Consider the following 17,099-nt stretch of genomic DNA (forward strand, 5'->3'; position numbering starts at 1 on the left):
CCGATGAGTTTCCGAGCCCGGCGGGGTCTGCCTCTGCACAGGCGAAATCCGCCCGCGAGCTCTGTGAGGGGACCATGACCAACCACGCCCTACCACCCGTCGTCGACGCCGCCACTTGGGAGCACAAGCTCGAAACACTGCGTGCCCGGGAGAAGGCCGCAACGCGGGAGCTCGACGCCATCGCCGCCGAACGCCGCCGGCTGCCGATGGTCGAGATGCCCGACTACACCCTTGAGGGCGAGCACGGCCCCGTCCGGCTGGCGGACGTCTTCGAAGGCAAGAGGCAACTGATCGTCTACAACCACATGTGGTTCGCCGGCCAGGAATGGCAGTGCCCCGGCTGCACGGGGTTCACCTCGCAGTACACGCGCCTGGAGTTCCTGGACAACTACGATGCGCGCTTCGTCATCGTCACCCAGGGTCCGATCGAAGAGGCACTCGCCTACAAGCAGCGGGTCGGCAACCGCATGGTCTGGTACTCGACCGCCAACAGCTCATTCGGGACCGACGTCGGCGCACCGCCCGACGGAGGATTCGCGGTCAACGTCTTCCTGCGCGACGGCGACACCGTCTATCGCACCTGGCACACCAACGGCCGGGGCACCGAGCAGCTCGGTCACAGCTTCGCGCTGATCGATCTCCTGCCGTACGGACGCCAGGAGGAATGGCAGGACTCACCCGAGGGCTGGCCCCAGTCCCCCACCTACAGCCGATGGGCGACGTCCAAGGACATCGCTGCGCTCTACGGGCCGGGCTCCGGCGGCAGCTGAACCGATCACGCCGGACGGGCCCACGCCCGGATTGCCTCCGCATGCTCACGGATCAGGGACATCCGGGCCTCCCATTCCGCTCCGCTGCGATGGTCGGGGTGGGCGGTGATCTGGCCGTCGTGCTTGCGGTAGGCAAGTCCGGTGTCGCCGATGAACCATCCGTCGGCCAGGGCGTCCAGACCGAGGAGGAGTCCGGTGTCGCCCGAGGCAGGCAACGCCATCCAGCCGCCCAGCAGCGCCAGCAGGGAACGCCTCACGCACAGGGTGGCGGGGTGGACCTGCGGACGGCGGTGCTTGGTCCAGAAGCCGAACGCGCTGCCCCTCGGGAGCCGGCCCGGTTGCGGGTCGCTCAGTTCGAAGGAGACGGTGCTGCCGTCCTCGAGGAGATCGACGACCCGCGACGTGGTCCAGCCGACCGAGGCATGTTCCCCCAGCACGGCGATGTCACGAGCGAGAGTGCCGGGGGTGAGCTGGTCATCGGAGTCCAGTGTCTTCACGTAGGCACCGGTCGAGCGCGCGAACGCCATGGTCCGTGCCACGTGAGGACCGCCGGCGCGGGACGCCGAGATCCGGATCCGTGGATCGTCGGCCGGCAGATACGACTGTGCGCGCACGTCACTGCCGTCTTCCTGTACACACCATTCCCAGGACCATCCGCCGGGAAGGTCCTGGTGCAGCAGAGAGGCGTAGGTGTCGGGAAGGAAACGGACGGCACCGCTGTGAACTGGGGTGACGACGGAGACGACGTTCACGAAGTCTCCCCCGGGTTCGCGCTGATCGAAGTCTCCTCGTTCACCTCAGTGCGCGTGTCCGCTCGCAGCCGGCGCCGGACCTGCGTTCTTGACCGTCAGCGGCAGCAACTTCTTGCCCGTCGGGCCGATTTGGATGTGCGTGTCCATCTGCGGGCACACCCCGCAGTCGAAGCAAGGCGTCCACCGGCAGTCCTCGACCTCGGTCTCGTCGAGGGCGTCCTGCCAGTCCTCCCAGAGCCAGTCCTTGTCGAGGCCGGAGTCGAGGTGGTCCCAGGGGAGGACCTCCTCGTACGTCTTCTCGCGCGTCGTGTACCAGTCGACGTCCACGCCGAAGGCGGGCAGCACCTGGTCCGCGCAGCTCATCCAGCGGTCGTAGGAGAAGTGCTCGCGCCAGCCGTCGAAGCGGCCGCCGTCCTCGTAGACGGCGCGGATGACGGCGCCGATGCGGCGGTCGCCGCGGGACAGGAGGCCCTCGACGATGCCGGGCTTGCCGTCGTGGTAGCGGAAGCCGATCGAGCGGCCGTACTTCTTGTCGCCGCGGATCTTGTCGCGGAGCTTTTCGAGGCGGGCGTCCGTCTCCTGTGCCGAGAGCTGCGGGGCCCACTGGAAGGGGGTGTGGGGCTTGGGGACGAAGCCCCCGATCGACACCGTGCAGCGGATGTCGTTCTGGCCGGAGACCTTGCGGCCCTCGGCGATCACGTTCATCGCCATGTCGGCGATCTGGAGGACGTCGTCGTCGGTCTCCGTCGGCAGGCCGCACATGAAGTACAGCTTCACCTGGCGCCAGCCGTTGCCGTAGGCGGTGGAGACCGTACGGATCAGGTCCTCTTCCGAGACCATCTTGTTGATGACCTTGCGCATGCGCTCCGAGCCGCCCTCGGGGGCGAAGGTCAGGCCGGAGCGTCGGCCGTTCCTCGTCAGCTCGTTCGCCAGGTCGACGTTGAAGGCGTCCACGCGGGTGGAGGGGAGGGAGAGGCCGATCTTGTCCTCCTCGTACCGGTCGGCCAGGCCCTTGGCGATGTCCCCGATCTCGCTGTGGTCCGCGGAGGACAGGGAGAGGAGGCCGACCTCCTCGAAGCCCGTCGCCTTCAGGCCCTTCTCCACCATGTCGCCGATGCCCGTGATGGAGCGCTCACGGACCGGGCGCGTGATCATGCCCGCCTGGCAGAAACGGCAGCCGCGCGTGCAGCCGCGGAAGATCTCCACCGACATGCGCTCGTGGACCGTCTCGGCCAGCGGGACGAGGGGCTGCTTGGGGTACGGCCACTCGTCCAGGTCCATGACGGTGTGCTTGGAGACACGCCACGGGACGCCCGACTTGTTCGGTACGACACGGGCGATACGGCCGTCGGGGAGGTACTCCACGTCGTAGAACGCCGGGATGTACACCGAGCCCGTCTTCGCGAGGCGGAACAGGACCTCCTCGCGGCCGCCCGGCCGGCCCTCCGCCTTCCAGTCGCGGATGATCTTCGTCATGTCCAGCACGGCCTGCTCGCCGTCGCCGATGATCGCCGCGTCGATGAAGTCCGCGATCGGCTCGGGGTTGAAGGCCGCGTGGCCGCCGGCCAGGACGATCGGGTCGTCCAGACCCCGGTCCTTCGACTCCAGCGGGATGCCCGCCAGGTCCAGGGCGGTCAGCATGTTCGTGTAGCCCAGCTCCGTCGAGAACGACAGACCGAACACGTCGAAGGCGCGTACCGGCCGGTGGCTGTCCACCGTGAACTGCGGGACGGCGTGCTCCCGCATCAGCGCCTCCAGGTCCGGCCACACGCTGTAGGTGCGCTCGGCGAGGACGCCCTCCTGCTCGTTCAGGACCTCGTAGAGGATCATGACGCCCTGGTTGGGCAGCCCGACCTCGTACGCGTCGGGGTACATGAGCGCCCATCGGACGTCACAGGACTCCCACGGCTTGACCGTGGAGTTGAGCTCTCCGCCGACGTACTGGATCGGCTTCTGCACATGCGGGAGCAGAGCTTCGAGCTGCGGGAACACGGACTCGGCGGCCGCAGCGACTTCGGCAGACATCTCGCGAACCTTCGTGGGATGGGCTGATGGGATGGCCTGAACTGACAGGGGTGACCATCTAGCCTAACGCGGCTGTGCACCCGTCCCGACCGATCGGTCCGCCGCGACCGCTCAGTCCGCTCAGTCCGCTCAGACCTGCATCCCGTCCTTGACCTCCTGCCAGGCACCGGGCAGCTGCGCCTCGTCGGCCGCCGCACGCGCCTCCTCCCGGCCGTAGAGCACTCCGTACGTGAACGAGCTCTCCCCCGCCGCGTGCGCCACGGCGGACAGCTCACGCAGGGTCTGGCGGGTCATGACGCTGTCCTGATGGTCGCCGAGCAGGTTCTGGAGGGATTTCATCGACTTGGTCAGCGCGGTTGCCGGGCTGCCGAGGGCCGGTGCGGCCGCCTCCGCCGAGTAGCGCGTCCGCTTGGCCTTCTTGCGCGCCTCGTGCAGGGCGAGGTCGCGGTCGTGGCCGGGTTCCAGGCCGAGGGCCTGCTCGACCAGCGCCGACAGCTTTCCGAAGTCCTTCCGTACGGCCTTGGCGATCACCTTCTCCGGTTTTCCGGCGGCGGCCTCCAGCAGTGGCGGGTCGTCGACCAGTGCGTCCAGGCTGTCGAGCAGCGTCAGGTAGCGCTTGGAGTCCAGGACGCCGGTCAGGCGGCGGCGCGATCCGCCGCGGCGGGCGTTCATCCAGGTGCGCAGCCGGGTGCGGATCGGGCCGGAGAGCAGTGTCCTGGGCAGTTCGTCCAGGGCTGCCGCCAGGCGCTCGGTCAGCACCTCCGCGTCCCGGTCCACGCCGAGTTCGCCGGCCAGCCACTTCAGTTCGTCGCCGATGGGGTCGGTGACGGTCCGGTCGAGGACCTTGCCGTAGGAGCGGAAGGCGCTGCGCATACGGCGGGTGGCGACGCGCATGCGGTGCACGGAGTCGTACACGTCCTGCCGTACGGCCGGGTCGAGTTCGACGATCGCGTCCCGCTGCTCGCGGACGTAGGCGAGGACGTGGTCTCCGGCCGTCACCGGCTGCTGTGCCTGCTGCTTCTTCTTGCGCTTCTTCTTCGGGGCCGTCTCCGCCAGGGCGCGGGCCAGCTTCGATGCCGATGCGGACGGCCGTACGCCCGCCTTGCGCAGCCGTTTGTCGACCTTGTCGAGGAAGGCCGGGTCGCCGCCGTCGGCGAGCTCCACCTCCAGCTCGGTCCACTGGGCGCTGCCGCCGTCGCCGGTGAGCCGTTCGGCGCGTACGGCGTCCACGCTGACCTCGGCGAGCAGCCGGCCCCCGGCGTCGACGAGGTCGCGGACGTCGCGGTCGGAGCGCAGCCGGACCACGGGCAGCAGCTCGGCCTCGCGGACCCGGGAGCGGACCAGGCCGGCGAGGCTGCGCGGGACGGTGTCGGAGAGGGGGGCCTGGATCTCGTCGCGGACACCGGGGGCGACCGGGAACTTCAGGTGCCAGCCCTCGTCGGAGCCGCCGGTGCGGCGACGCAGGGTGATCGCGGACGCGGCGAGGCGTTCGTCGGGCGTGTCGTAGTAGGTGGCGTCCAGATGCGCGACACCCTTGTCGACCACGGACTCCACGCCGGCGACGCCGGTCAGGTCCGGCAGGCCGCTGTCGTCGGACTCGTACTTCCGCTCGATCTCGCGCTTTGTGTCCGCCATGACCCGAATCTAGTCGGATTCGTCGGCGAGCGGCAGAGGCCCCCGGAGGTGAACCCCGGGGAAACTCAGCCACAACACACGGTTGCCTACGCCGACATCGGCCTCTGCACCCTGATGGACTGCAGCAGCCCCACCGCTATCCACACGGCGAACATCGAGGAGCCGCCGTACGACACGAACGGCAGCGGCAGACCGGTGACCGGCATGATGCCGAGGGTCATGCCGACGTTCTCGAAGGTCTGGAAAGCGAGCCAGGCGACGATCCCGGCGGCGACGATCGTGCCGTACAGCTCGGTCGAGTCGCGCGCGATGCGGCAGGCGCGCCACAGGACCACGCCGAGGAGGACGATGATCAGCCCCGCGCCGACGAAGCCCAGCTCCTCGCCCGCGACCGTGAAGACGAAGTCCGTCTGCTGCTCGGGCACGAACTGGCCGGTGGTCTGCGAGCCGTGGAAGAGGCCCGCGCCGGTCAGGCCGCCCGAACCGATCGCGATGCGCGCCTGGTTGGTGTTGTAGCCGACGCCCGCCGGGTCGAGCGCGGGGTTGGCGAAGGCCGCGAAGCGGTTGATCTGGTACTCGTCCAGGATGTGCAGCTGCCAGACGGCGATCGCACCGATGGCGCCGGTCGTGATGAGGCCGAAAACCCAGCGGTTGGAGGCGCCGGAGGCCAGCAGCACGCCGAGGATGATGATCACCATGACCATGACCGACCCGAGGTCCGGCATGAGCAGGACGATCAGGATCGGTACGGCGGCCAGGCCCAGGGCCTGCAGGACGGTGCGGTGGTCGGGGTACTTCTTGTCGCCCGCGTCGACCCGGGCCGCCAGCAGCATCGCCATGCCCAGGATGATCGTGATCTTCACGAACTCCGAGGGCTGGAGGGAGAAGCCGCCGCCGAGCACGATCCACGAGTGCGCGCCGTTGACCGTGGAGCCGAGCGGGGTGAGCACCAGCAGGATCAGGAACACCGAGGCGCCGTACAGGATCGGCACGGCGGTGCGCAGGGTGCGGTGGCCGAGCCAGACCGTGCCGACCATCAGGGCGAACCCGATGCCGGTGTTCATGATGTGCCGGATGAGGAAGTAGTACTGGTCGCCCTGGTTGATCTCGGTGCGGTTGCGGGTCGCCGAGAAGACGAGGACCGAGCCGATCGCCGACAGCGCGAGGGCCGCCAGCAGCATCGGCCAGTCCAGGCGGCGGGCCATCGAGTCGCGGGCGAAGATCCGCGTCCAGCCCGCGCGCCGGGGCCCGTATCCGGGGACGGAGAAGCTGCCTGCACCGGTCATGTGAGCATCCTCCGGCTTCCCCGCCTGCGCGGCCGCCTGCGGGTGGTCCGGTTGGTCGACGTGGGCGAGGCGGTGGTCGCGGCGGGCTGGGTGCCGCCCGGGGAGGGGCTGGCGTTGTCGGTGGCGTGCAGTTCCTTGGCCGGGTCCTTGGCGACCTTCGGCGAGGTGATGGTGCCGTCCGTCTTGACCTTCGGCAGGCCCTTCTGCGGGGTGGGCAGCAGTGCCTTCTTCTTGTCGATCGAGCCGTCGGGCTGGACGCCGTAGAGGGCGCTGTAGATGCTGCGGACGGCCTCACCGGAGGCGCCGGAACCCGTACCGGCCTGGGCGATCGTCATGACGACCGTGTAGTCCTTGGAGTAGGTGGCGAGCCACGAGGTGGTCTGCTTGCCGTAGACCTCCGCGGTACCGGTCTTGGCGTGCAGCGTGATCTTGTCCTGCGGCCAGCCCTTGAACTTCCAGGCGGCGGTACCGGCGGTGATGACGCCGGCGAGCGCCTTGTCGATGCCCTTGTGCGTGGCCTGGCTGATCGGGAGCTTGCGCAGGACCTTGGGCTTGATCTCCTTGACCGTCTTGCCGTCGGCGCTGACGATCGCCTTGCCGATGGTGGGGACGTGCTCGGTGCCGCCGTTGGCGAGGGCGCCGTAGATCGTGGCCTCCTGGATCGGGGTGAGGAGGGTGTCACCCTGGCCGATGGAGTAGTTGATCGAGTCGCCCTCGCGCATCTTGTAGCCCTCGAGGCAACCCTCGTACTCGATCTTCTCGACGTAAGTGCCGTTCTTCTTGCCGCTCTTGCACCAGGCGTCCTTGTTGGCCTTCCAGTAGTCCTGCTTCCACTGGCGGTCGGGGACGCGGCCGGTGACCTCGTTCGGGAGGTCGACACCGGTCTGCTTGCCGAGGCCGAACTGGTGGGCGGTCTTGTAGAAGTAGTCCTTCGGCTCGCCCTTCTTCGGGTTGATGCCGCCGTCCTTCTTCCACTCCCGGTCGGCAAGGCCGTAGAAGACGGTGTCGCAGGAGACCTCGAGGGCGCGGCCCAGCGAGATGGGGCCGAAGCTCTCACCCTCGAAGTTCTTGAAGACCTGGCCGCCCACCGAGTACGAGCTGGTGCAGGGGTAGCCGCCGTCCCAGGCGTAGCCGGCCTGGACCGCGGCGGCCGTGGAGACCACCTTGAAGGTCGAACCGGGCGCTGACTGACCCTGTATGGCCCGGTTGAGCAGCGGGTAGTCGGAGTCCTTGCCGGTGAGCTGCTTGTAGTCCTTGGCGGAGATGCCGCCGACCCAGACGTTCGGGTCGTACGTCGGCGCGGACGCCATGGCGACGATACGGCCGGTCTTGGCCTCCATCACGACGACGGCACCCGAGTCGGCCTTGTACTTCTCGCCGGTGACCCGGTCGACCTGGGTCCGGGCGATCTTCATCGCGTTGTGCAGCTCGTACTCGGCGACCCGCTGGACGCGGGAGTCGATGCTGGTGACGAGGCTCGAACCGGCCTCCGCGGGATCGGACTTGGCCTTGCCGATGACCCGGCCGAGGTTGTCGACCTCATAGCGGGTGACGCCGGCCTTGCCGCGCAGTTCCTTGTCGTACTCGCGCTCCAGGCCGGAGCGGCCGACCTGGTCGGAGCGCAGATAGGGCGAGTCGGTGTCCTTGGCCTTCTGGATCTCGTCGTCGGTGACGGGCGAGAGGTAGCCGAGGACCTGGGCGGTGTTGGACTTGCCGGGGGCCGGGTAGCGGCGCAGCGCCTCGGGCTCGGCGGTGATGCCGGGGAAGTCCTCGGAGCGCTCGCGGATCTGCATGGCCTGGCGGGGCGTGGCCTCGTCGGTGATGGGGATCGGCTGGAAGGGCGAGCCGTTCCAGCACGGCTGGGGCGTCTTGGCGTCGCACAGCCGGACCCGCTGCTGGACCTCCTTGGGCTTCATGCCCAGGACCCCGGCCAGCTTGGTGAGGACCGCCTTGCCGTCGTCCTTCATCTTCAGCAGGTCGGTGCGGGAGGCGGAGACCACGAGCCGGGTCTCGTTGTCGGCGAGCGGCACGCCGCGCGCGTCCAGGATCGAGCCGCGTACGGCGGGATCGACGACCTGCTGGACGTGGTTGCCGGACGCCTCCTTGGCGTACTCGCTGCCCTCGCGGATCTGCAGGTACCACAGCCGGCCGCCGAGGGTGCCGAGCAGGGAGAGGACGAGGATCTGGATGACGACGAGGCGGATCTGGACCCTTGGGGTCCGTCCGGTCTCAGGAATATTGGTCACTGCGGCTGCCTCCCCCTCTCAGTGTGTGTACGTGTCATATCCGACGGAGCTGTGAATGCCGCCCGCCGCCAACTCCCGCCCGCTCACAGCCGCTTGACCCCCTTGATGCGGCCCACGCGTGCCGTACGGGTCCGGGACCTGGCCTTCAGCCCGCCGAGGCCGCCTCGCTGGCCGCCCAGCCTGAGGCCCGTCCCGGCGGAGATCCAGCCGGAGGTGATGTCGGTGGCCTTCTTGGACGGGGAGCCGGTCTCGTCGAGCGGGTCGTTGTCCGCGCGCCGGGCCAGGAGCATGATCCCGGGGACCACGAAGGGGGCGAGCAGCAGGTCGTAGAGGGCCGCCGTGAACAGCAGGCTGACGAGGCCGACATGGCGGGCGGCGGTGTCGCCGACGAGGGCGCCGACACCGGCGTACAGCAGGGTCGAGCCGATGGCGGCGGCGACCACGACGAGCATGGGGCCGGTGGCCGACTTCAGCCGCCCGTTCTCCGGTTTGACCAGCCCGGCGAGGTAGCCGATGACGCACAGCACCAGGGCGTAGCGGCCCGCGGCGTGGTCGGCGGGCGGGGCGAGGTCGGCGAGCAGGCCCGCGCCGAAGCCGACGAGGGCGCCGCCGACATGGCCGTACACCAGGGCCAGGCCCAGCACGGTGAGCAGCAGCAAGTCGGGGACGGCGCCCGGCAGATGGAGCCGGGCGAGGACGCTCACCTGGAGCACCAGGGCTACGACGACCAGGGCCGAGGAGAGCAGGATCCGGTTGACGCGCATGGGGATTCAGCTCCTACTGCTACGGGGTCTGGCCGGGCGATGCGGTCGCGAAGTCGGTCGCGGTCGCGGACGGGGTGACCGTGACGGTGACCGTCGGCGTGGGCGTCGGCTTGGGCTTGTTCGGGAGCACCGTGTCGCGCGGGTCCTTCTTCGGGGCCTCTACGACGACGCCGACGATGTCGAGCTTGGAGAAGCCGACGTACGGCGTGACGTAGAGGGTGCGGGTGAGGTCGCCGCCGGACGGGTCGACGCGGGAGACCACGCCGACCGGGACGCCCGGCACGAAGGGCTTGTCGGCCTCGGAGCCGAAGGTGACGAGCCGGTCGCCCTTCTTCACGTCCGCCTTGGAGTTGAGCAGTTCCACACGGAGCGGGCGGTCGCCCTGCCCGGTGGCGAAGCCGAGCTCGTCGCTGCCCTCCATGCGGGTGCCGACGGTGAAGTCCGGGTCGTTGGCGAGCAGGACGGTCGAGGCGTCGGGGCCGACGTTGGTGACCCGCCCGACCAGGCCGTCCCCGTTCAGTACGGTCATGTCCCGTTTGATGCCGTCGCTCGCGCCGACGTCGATGGTGATCGTCCAGGAGAAGCCCTGGGCCGCCCCTATGGCGATGACCTGGGCGCCCTTGATGCCGTACTGGCCCTCGGCGGAGACCTTCAGCATCTTGTCGAGCTGGCTGAGGCGGCTGCGGTTGCGGTCGTCGCTGCCGAGCTTCGCCTTGAGGGCCGCGTTCTCCGTCTCCAGACGGGCGAGCCGGTCGTGCCGGGTGCCCGAGTCACGGACCGCGGAGACGGCGTTGCCGACCGGGTTGACCGCCGAAGACACACCGTCCTCGATCGGGCCGAACACCGTGGCCGCGACCTGACGCGCACCGTCGACCGGTGAGTCCTCCCCGCCACGGATGTCCACCGTGATCAGCGCGAACGCGATGGCGATCAGCAGCACCAGGAGCAGCCGGCTCTCTCGTGTGTCCCTCACGTGCGGCGGCCGTGCCTTCCTCATAGGAATGTGCAGAGGTTCAGGTGTTCAGTTCAAACGTGCAGAGGCTTATGGGCGAGCTTATGCCTCTATATCCAACTGCCTCTATATCAACGATCCGCCGTACGAGAGGAGATCGTCCCGTACGGCGGAATCGAAGTGTTATGTCATCTGCGCGGCTGGGCGTCCAGCACCTGCTGGAGCGCCTCGAACTCCTCGACGCACTTGCCCGAGCCCAGCGCCACGCTGTCCAGCGGGTCCTCGGCGATGTGGATCGGCATCCCGGTCTCACGGCGCAGCCGCTCGTCGAGCCCGCGCAGCAGCGCCCCGCCGCCCGTCAGCACGATCCCCCGGTCCATGATGTCGCCGGACAGCTCCGGCGGGCACTTGTCGAGGGTCGTCTTGACGGCGTCGACGATGGCGTTGACCGGCTCCTCGATCGCCTTGCGCACTTCGGCCTGGGAGATCACGACGGTCTTGGGCAGCCCGGAGACGAGGTCCCGGCCGCGGATCTCGGTGTGCTGGTCGTCGTCGAGGTCGTACGCGGAACCGATCGTGATCTTGATCTGCTCGGCCGTCCGCTCACCGAGAAGGAGGGAGTACTCCTTCTTGATGTGCTGGATGATCGCGTTGTCCAGTTCGTCGCCCGCGACGCGGATGGACTGGGCGGTGACGATGCCGCCGAGCGAGATGACCGCGACCTCCGTGGTGCCGCCGCCGATGTCCACCACCATGTTGCCCGTGGCCTCGTGGACCGGCAGGCCGGAGCCGATGGCCGCCGCCATGGGCTCCTCGATGATGTGCACCTGACGAGCGCCGGCCTGGGAGGACGCCTCGATGACGGCGCGGCGCTCGACGCCCGTGATACCGGAGGGCACACACACGACGACGCGCGGCCGCGCGAGATACCGCCGCTTGTGGATCTTCAGGATGAAGTAGCGGAGCATCCGCTCGGTGATCTCGAAGTCGGCGATGACGCCGTCCTTCAGCGGTCGTACGGCAACGATGTTGCCAGGGGTCCGACCGATCATCTTCTTCGCCTCGGCGCCGACCGCGAGAATGCCACCGGTGTTGGTGTTGATCGCGACGACGGACGGTTCGTTGAGTACGATCCCACGACCCCTGACGTACACCAGCGTGTTGGCGGTCCCGAGGTCGACAGCCATGTCACGGCCGATGAACGACATTGAGTTCCCCATCAGGATTCGTCTGGCCTTCCTGGGAGCTTTTGAGGGCTTTTCAGGTCGGCGAAGTGGGTGCTGTGACGTGAAGGCTTCCATCGTAGACGCGCCTGCACGAACACTGCGCGAGGGTCTTCGCCATTGTCAGCAGATGAAGTGTCGCCTCGCTTGTGGAGACGGCCCATCGGGGGCTCTCGTTCCCCCGATCGGCACGCATATGCCAGAGGACGGCCGGAAACTCTCGGCCGTCCCAGGTCAGGCGGGTGAGATGACCTGACGGTCACTCAAGAATTCATGGATTCTTCGCTCAGCCGCGGCCGGGAAAGAAGATCTTCACCTCGCGCTCGGCGGACTCCTCGGAGTCGGAGGCGTGGATCAGGTTCTCGCGGACGATCACGCCGTAGTCGCCGCGGATGGAGCCGGGAGCGGCCGCGATCGGGTCGGTCGGGCCGGCGAGCGCGCGCAGCCCCTCGATGACCCGCTCGCCCTCGACGATCAGCGCGACGACCGGACCGGAGGCCATGAACTCCACCAGCGGCTCGTAGAAGGGCTTGCCCTTGTGCTCGCCGTAGTGCTGCTCCAGGGTCTCCTGGTCCAGGGTGCGCAGCTCCAGCGCGGTGATCTGCCAGCCGGCCTTGCGCTCGATACGGCTGATGATCTCGCCGGTCAGGCCACGGCGGACCGCGTCGGGCTTGAGCAGGACGAGGGTGCGCTGGGTCACTGCGGGCTCCTATTGATGATCAAGGATGTGCGGGGGTGTTCGAAGGTTACAGGGCGTGTACAGGCACCTGTTACGCAGCGTCAGGTGTGGAGGAGCCGGCCCGGTCCGCCGCGAATCTCGCCTTCGCCTCGTCGATCTTCCGTCCGTAGTGCACCGAGGCCCACCACAGGGCCGTGAAGACCGCCCCCAGGAAGAACATCGTCGGGACGACGAAACCGGAGGCGATGAGAGCGACCTGCAGGGCCCAGCCGAAGGCGACCCCGCCCGGACGCGTCACGACACCGCACAGGGCCACGCACAGGAACATCGCGATGCCGCTGACCGTCCACACCGTCGACGTGGCCAGGTCGGGGTCCTTCATGGCGACCAGTCCGGCGAATCCGATCACGAAGAACTCGCCGATCAGGGTCGAAGCACAGAGCGTACGCACGGTGGTCAACCCCTCCCCAGCAGCAGTCGGGCCTCGCCGACGGTGATGACGGAGCCGGTGACGAGCACTCCGCCGCCCGCGAACTCGCCCTCCTCCTCGGCCAGCGTGATCGCGGCCTCCAGGGCGTCCGGCAGCCGCGGCTCGACCTGGACGCGCTCGTCGCCGAACACCTCCACGGCGATCGCGGCGAGTTCGTCGGCGTCCATCGCGCGGTGGCTGGAGTTCTGCGTGACGACGACCTCGGCGAAGATCGGCTCGAAGGCCTCGAGCACTCCTCGTACGTTCTTGTCGCCGCTCGCCCCGACCACGCCGATCAGCCGGCTGAAGTCGAAGGCCTCGCCGATCGCCTCGGCGGTGGCGCGGGCGCCCGCCGGGTTGTGGGCGGCGTCCAGGACGACGGTGGGCGAGCGTCGCACGACTTCGAGCCGCCCCGGCGACGAGACGGCCGCAAAAGCCTTGCGGACGGTGTCGATGTCGAGGGGTTCGGGCCGCTGCGAGCCGACCCCGAAGAACGCCTCCACCGCGGCGAGCGCGACGGCGGCGTTGTGGGCCTGGTAGGGGCCGTGGAGGGGGAGGTAGACCTCGTCGTACTCGCCGCCCAGCCCGCGCAGGGTGAGCAACTGCCCGCCGACGGCGACCTGCCGGGCGACAACGCCGAACTCCAGGCCCTCACGGGCCACGGTGGCGTCGACCTCGACGGCCTTCTTCAGCAGCACCTGGGCCGCGTCCACCGGCTGTTGGGCCAGGATGACCGTCGCGTCCTGCTTGACGATGCCGGCCTTCTCGGTGGCGATCGCGGCGGGCGTCTCACCGAGGCGGTCGGTGTGGTCGAGGTCGATGGGGGTGACAACCGCGACGTCCCCGTCGATGACGTTCGTGGCGTCCCAGGAGCCGCCCATCCCCACCTCGACGACCGCGACGTCGACGGGCGCGTCCGCGAAGGCCGCGTACGCCATGCCCGTCAGCACCTCGAAGAAGGACAGCCGGTACTCCTGCTGCGCGTCGACCATCTCGATGTACGGCTTGATGTCGTTGTACGTCTCGATGAACCGCTCGGCGGAGATCGGGGCGCCGTCGAGGCTGATGCGCTCGGTGATCGACTGCACGTGGGGCGAGGTGTAGCGGCCCGTGCGCAGCTCGAAGGCGCCGAGGAGGGCCTCGATCATGCGGGCGGTGGAGGTCTTGCCGTTGGTGCCCGTGATGTGGATCGAGGGGTACGAGCGCTGCGGCTCGCCCAGGACGTCCATCAGCGCGGCGATACGGCTGACCGACGGCTCGAGCTTGGTCTCGCCCCAGCGGGTCGCGAGCTCCGCCTCGACGTCGCGCAGGGCCTTGTCGACCTCGGGGTCCTCGGGTCGTGCCGGCACGTCGGCGCTGGGGGCTCCGCCCTGTGTGCGCAGGGTGCGGCTGCCGGCCTCGATGACCGCGAGGTCGGGGTCACGGTCGGTTTCTTCCGCGATGATCTCGTCGAAGGGGTCGCTGTCACTCACGAGGCCAGTCTACGGAGGGGGACTGACAGAGTGCCTACGGAGTGGGGCGGCTGGGCTTGTGTGGCGAGTGCGGGTGCGTTGTGGCTGGTCGCGCAGTTCCCCGCGCCCCTGAAGACAATGCCCCCGGCGCTTTTCAGCTCCGGGGGCACTCATCGACGCACAACCGCCTACGCCTCCGGCAGCCGGTCCAGCTGGGCCTGGATCCGTGCGATGTCCTCGTCCGCCTTGGCGAGGCGGCCGCGGATCTTGTCCACCACCTGGTCCGGGGCCTTCGCCAGGAACGCCTCGTTGCCGAGCTTGGCGGTGGCCTGCGCCTTCTCCTTCTCGGCCGCCGCCAGGTCCTTCGCGAGGCGCTTGCGCTCCGCCGCGACGTCGATCGTGCCGGAGAGGTCCAGGGCGACCTCCGCACCGCCGACCGGCAGGGTCGCCGTCGCCGTGAAGGACTCGCCCTCCGGCTGCAGGCGCAGCAGCTGGCGGATGGCGGCCTCGTGCGGAGCCAGGGCCGTGCCGTCCAGGGTCAGGCGGGCCGGGACGCGCTGGCCCGGCTGCAGGCCCTGGTCGGCGCGGAAGCGGCGGACCTCGGTGATGACCGACTGGAGGGTCTCGATCTCCTTCTCGGCGGCCGGGTCACGGAAGCTGCTGTCCTTCGGCCAGTCCGCGATGACGACCGACTCGCCGCCCGTGAGGGTGGTCCAGAGAGTCTCCGTCACGAAGGGGACGACCGGGTGGAGGAGCTTCAGGGTGACGTCGAGGACCTCGCCCAGGACACGCTTGCTGACCTCGGCCGCCTCGCCGCCCGCGATGAACGTGGTCTTCGACAGCTCGACGTACCAGTCGAAGACCTCGTCCCACGCGAAGTGGAACAGTGCGTCGGAGAGCTTCGCGAACTGGTAGTCCTCGTAGAGCGCGTCGACTTCGGCGACGACGGAGTTGAGGCGGGAGAGGATCCAGCGGTCGGTCGCCGACATCTTCGAGGCGTCCGGCAGCGGGCCCTGAACCGTCGCGCCGTTCATCAGCGCGAAGCGGGTGGCGTTCCAGATCTTGTTGGCGAAGTTGCGGGAGCCCTGGACCCAGTCCTCGCCGATCGGGACGTCGACACCCGGGTTGGCGCCACGGGCCAGGGTGAACCTGAGCGCGTCGCTGCCGTACTTGTCCATCCAGTCCAGCGGGTTGACCGCGTTGCCGAAGGACTTCGACATCTTCTTGCCGAACTGGTCGCGGACCATGCCGTGCAGGGCGATGGTGTGGAACGGCGGGGTGCCGTCCATCGCGTACAGGCCGAACATCATCATCCGGGCGACCCAGAAGAAGAGGATGTCGTAGCCGGTGACCAGGACGGAGTTCGGGTAGAACTTCGCGAGCGACTCGGTCTGTTCGGGCCAGCCGAGGGTCGAGAAGGGCCACAGGCCGGAGGAGAACCAGGTGTCGAGGACGTCGGTGTCCTGACGCCAGCCCTCGCCGCTCGGCGGCTCCTCGTCGGGGCCGACGCAGACGACCTCGCCCTCGGGGCCGTACCAGACCGGGATCCGGTGACCCCACCACAACTGCCGTGAAATGCACCAGTCGTGGAGGTTGTCGACCCAGTCGAAGTACCGCTTCTCCATCTCCTGCGGGTGGATCTTGACCTTGCCCTCGCGGACCGCGTCACCCGCGGCCTTGGCGAGTGGGCCGACCTTGACCCACCACTGCATGGAAAGCCGCGGCTCGATGGTGGTCTTGCAGCGCGAGCAGTGGCCGACGCTGTGGACGTACGGCCGCTTCTCGGCGACGATCCGGCCCTCGGCGCGCAGCGCGGCGACGATGGCCGAGCGGGCCTCGAAGCGGTCCAGGCCCTGGAAGGGGCCGTGGACGGTGATGACGGCGTGCTCGTCCATGACCGTGATGGCCGGCAGGTTGTGGCGCTGGCCGATCTCGAAGTCGTTCGGGTCGTGGGCCGGGGTGACCTTGACGGCGCCCGTGCCGAACTCCGGGTCGACGTGCTCGTCCGCGACGACCGGGATGGAACGGTCCGTCAGCGGCAGCTTGATGAGCTTGCCGATCAGGTGCTTGTAGCGCTCGTCCTCGGGATGAACGGCGACGGCCGTGTCACCGAGCATGGTCTCCGCGCGCGTGGTGGCGACGACGACGGTCTCGTCACCATCGCCGTACTTCAGCGAGACGAGCTCGCCGTCGTCGTCCTGGTACTCGACCTCGATGTCGGAGATCGCGGTCAGGCACCGGGGACACCAGTTGATGATGCGCTCGGCGCGGTAGATGAGCTCGTCGTCGTAGAGGCGCTTGAAGATGGTCTGGACGGCCTGGGACAGCCCCTCGTCCATGGTGAAGCGCTCGCGCGACCACGCGACGCCGTCGCCGAGGCGCCGCATCTGTCCGGAGATCTGCCCGCCGGACTCGCCCTTCCACTGCCAGACGCGCTCGACGAACGCCTCACGGCCGAGGTCGTGGCGCGACTTGCCTTCCTTGCCCAGCTCACGCTCGACGACGTTCTGCGTGGCGATGCCGGCGTGGTCCATGCCGGGCTGCCACAGCGTCTCGAAGCCCTGCATGCGCTTACGACGCGTCAGGGCGTCGATGAGGGTGTGCTCGAAGGCGTGCCCGAGGTGCAGGCTGCCGGTGACGTTCGGCGGCGGGATGACGATGGTGTACGGCGGCTTGTCGCTCTTCTCGTCAGCCTCGAAGTAACCACGCTCTACCCAGCGCTCGTACAGCGGCCCCTCTACATCGGCCGGCGCGTACTGGGTCGGCAGTTCGGTGTCGGGCGCTGGTGGCTGCTGCTGAGCGTTCTCGGTCACGGGGTCAGTTTAGGGGTGTCGCGGCCGTGTCCCG

General features: G+C 68.8%; 13 protein-coding genes. 1 reads left to right on the plus strand and 12 read right to left on the minus strand.

Annotated features, from left to right (window positions below; all coding sequences use genetic code 11):
• Positions 1-74: 74 nt before the first annotated feature.
• Complete coding sequence (locus tag ACFY10_RS05065) at positions 75-770, plus strand: DUF899 domain-containing protein (RefSeq protein ID WP_390663643.1); 696 nt, start codon at positions 75-77, stop codon at positions 768-770.
• 5 nt (positions 771-775) lie between these two features.
• Here ACFY10_RS05065 and ACFY10_RS05070 read toward each other — a convergent pair whose 3' ends face one another.
• The 12 genes from ACFY10_RS05070 to ACFY10_RS05125 form a co-directional block, all read right to left on the minus strand.
• Complete coding sequence (locus tag ACFY10_RS05070; protein WP_390663644.1) at positions 776-1,522, minus strand: glycosyltransferase family 2 protein; 747 nt, start codon at positions 1,520-1,522, stop codon at positions 776-778.
• Positions 1,523-1,567: 45 nt separating this feature from the next.
• Complete coding sequence (locus ACFY10_RS05075; protein ID WP_390663645.1) at positions 1,568-3,547, minus strand: TIGR03960 family B12-binding radical SAM protein; 1,980 nt, start codon at positions 3,545-3,547, stop codon at positions 1,568-1,570.
• 129 nt (positions 3,548-3,676) lie between these two features.
• A complete protein-coding gene (locus ACFY10_RS05080; RefSeq protein WP_390663646.1) occupies positions 3,677-5,182 on the minus strand; it encodes a CHAD domain-containing protein in 1,506 nt (501 codons plus the stop codon).
• Positions 5,183-5,268: 86 nt separating this feature from the next.
• A complete protein-coding gene (gene rodA / locus ACFY10_RS05085) occupies positions 5,269-6,468 on the minus strand; it encodes a rod shape-determining protein RodA (RefSeq protein ID WP_390663647.1) in 1,200 nt (399 codons plus the stop codon).
• The gene (gene mrdA, locus ACFY10_RS05090; RefSeq protein WP_390663648.1) at positions 6,465-8,714 is read right to left on the minus strand and encodes a penicillin-binding protein 2; all 2,250 of its coding nucleotides are present in this window, start codon (positions 8,712-8,714) and stop codon (positions 6,465-6,467) included. Before mrdA ends, rodA begins: the two co-directional genes overlap by 4 nt.
• 83 nt (positions 8,715-8,797) lie before the next feature.
• The gene (gene mreD / locus ACFY10_RS05095; RefSeq protein WP_390663649.1) at positions 8,798-9,478 is read right to left on the minus strand and encodes a rod shape-determining protein MreD; all 681 of its coding nucleotides are present in this window, start codon (positions 9,476-9,478) and stop codon (positions 8,798-8,800) included.
• Positions 9,479-9,497: 19 nt separating this feature from the next.
• Complete coding sequence (gene mreC, locus ACFY10_RS05100; RefSeq protein WP_390663650.1) at positions 9,498-10,451, minus strand: rod shape-determining protein MreC; 954 nt, start codon at positions 10,449-10,451, stop codon at positions 9,498-9,500.
• A 167-nt stretch (positions 10,452-10,618) separates the two neighbouring features.
• The gene (locus tag ACFY10_RS05105) at positions 10,619-11,638 is read right to left on the minus strand and encodes a rod shape-determining protein (RefSeq protein WP_390663651.1); all 1,020 of its coding nucleotides are present in this window, start codon (positions 11,636-11,638) and stop codon (positions 10,619-10,621) included.
• A gap of 301 nt (positions 11,639-11,939) precedes the next feature.
• Positions 11,940-12,353 (minus strand): nucleoside-diphosphate kinase, encoded by a 414-nt coding sequence (gene ndk, locus ACFY10_RS05110; protein ID WP_030934323.1) that lies wholly within the window; start codon positions 12,351-12,353, stop codon positions 11,940-11,942.
• Positions 12,354-12,423: 70 nt separating this feature from the next.
• Complete coding sequence (locus tag ACFY10_RS05115) at positions 12,424-12,783, minus strand: DUF4233 domain-containing protein (protein ID WP_390663652.1); 360 nt, start codon at positions 12,781-12,783, stop codon at positions 12,424-12,426.
• 5 nt (positions 12,784-12,788) lie between these two features.
• Entirely contained in the window at positions 12,789-14,273 is a 1,485-nt protein-coding gene (locus ACFY10_RS05120) for a bifunctional folylpolyglutamate synthase/dihydrofolate synthase (RefSeq protein WP_390663653.1), read from the minus strand.
• Between the two features lie 167 nt (positions 14,274-14,440).
• The gene (locus ACFY10_RS05125) at positions 14,441-17,065 is read right to left on the minus strand and encodes a valine--tRNA ligase (RefSeq protein ID WP_390663654.1); all 2,625 of its coding nucleotides are present in this window, start codon (positions 17,063-17,065) and stop codon (positions 14,441-14,443) included.
• Positions 17,066-17,099: the final 34 nt, after the last annotated feature.

Origin of the sequence: Streptomyces sp. NPDC001401 (genome assembly GCF_042895385.1) — a bacterium.
Classification (GTDB): domain Bacteria; phylum Actinomycetota; class Actinomycetes; order Streptomycetales; family Streptomycetaceae; genus Streptomyces.

What these genes read in the sequence shown, in the direction of transcription:
- ACFY10_RS05065 (WP_390663643.1), top strand. Translation starts at nt 75, where the DNA reads ATGACCAACCACGCCCTACCACCCGTCGTCGACGCCGCCACTTGGGAG.
- ACFY10_RS05075 (WP_390663645.1), bottom strand. Translation starts at nt 3,547, where the DNA reads ATGTCTGCCGAAGTCGCTGCGGCCGCCGAGTCCGTGTTCCCGCAGCTC.
- ACFY10_RS05080 (WP_390663646.1), bottom strand. Translation starts at nt 5,182, where the DNA reads ATGGCGGACACAAAGCGCGAGATCGAGCGGAAGTACGAGTCCGACGAC.
- rodA (WP_390663647.1), bottom strand. Translation starts at nt 6,468, where the DNA reads ATGACCGGTGCAGGCAGCTTCTCCGTCCCCGGATACGGGCCCCGGCGC.
- mreD (WP_390663649.1), bottom strand. Translation starts at nt 9,478, where the DNA reads ATGCGCGTCAACCGGATCCTGCTCTCCTCGGCCCTGGTCGTCGTAGCC.
- ACFY10_RS05105 (WP_390663651.1), bottom strand. Translation starts at nt 11,638, where the DNA reads ATGTCGTTCATCGGCCGTGACATGGCTGTCGACCTCGGGACCGCCAAC.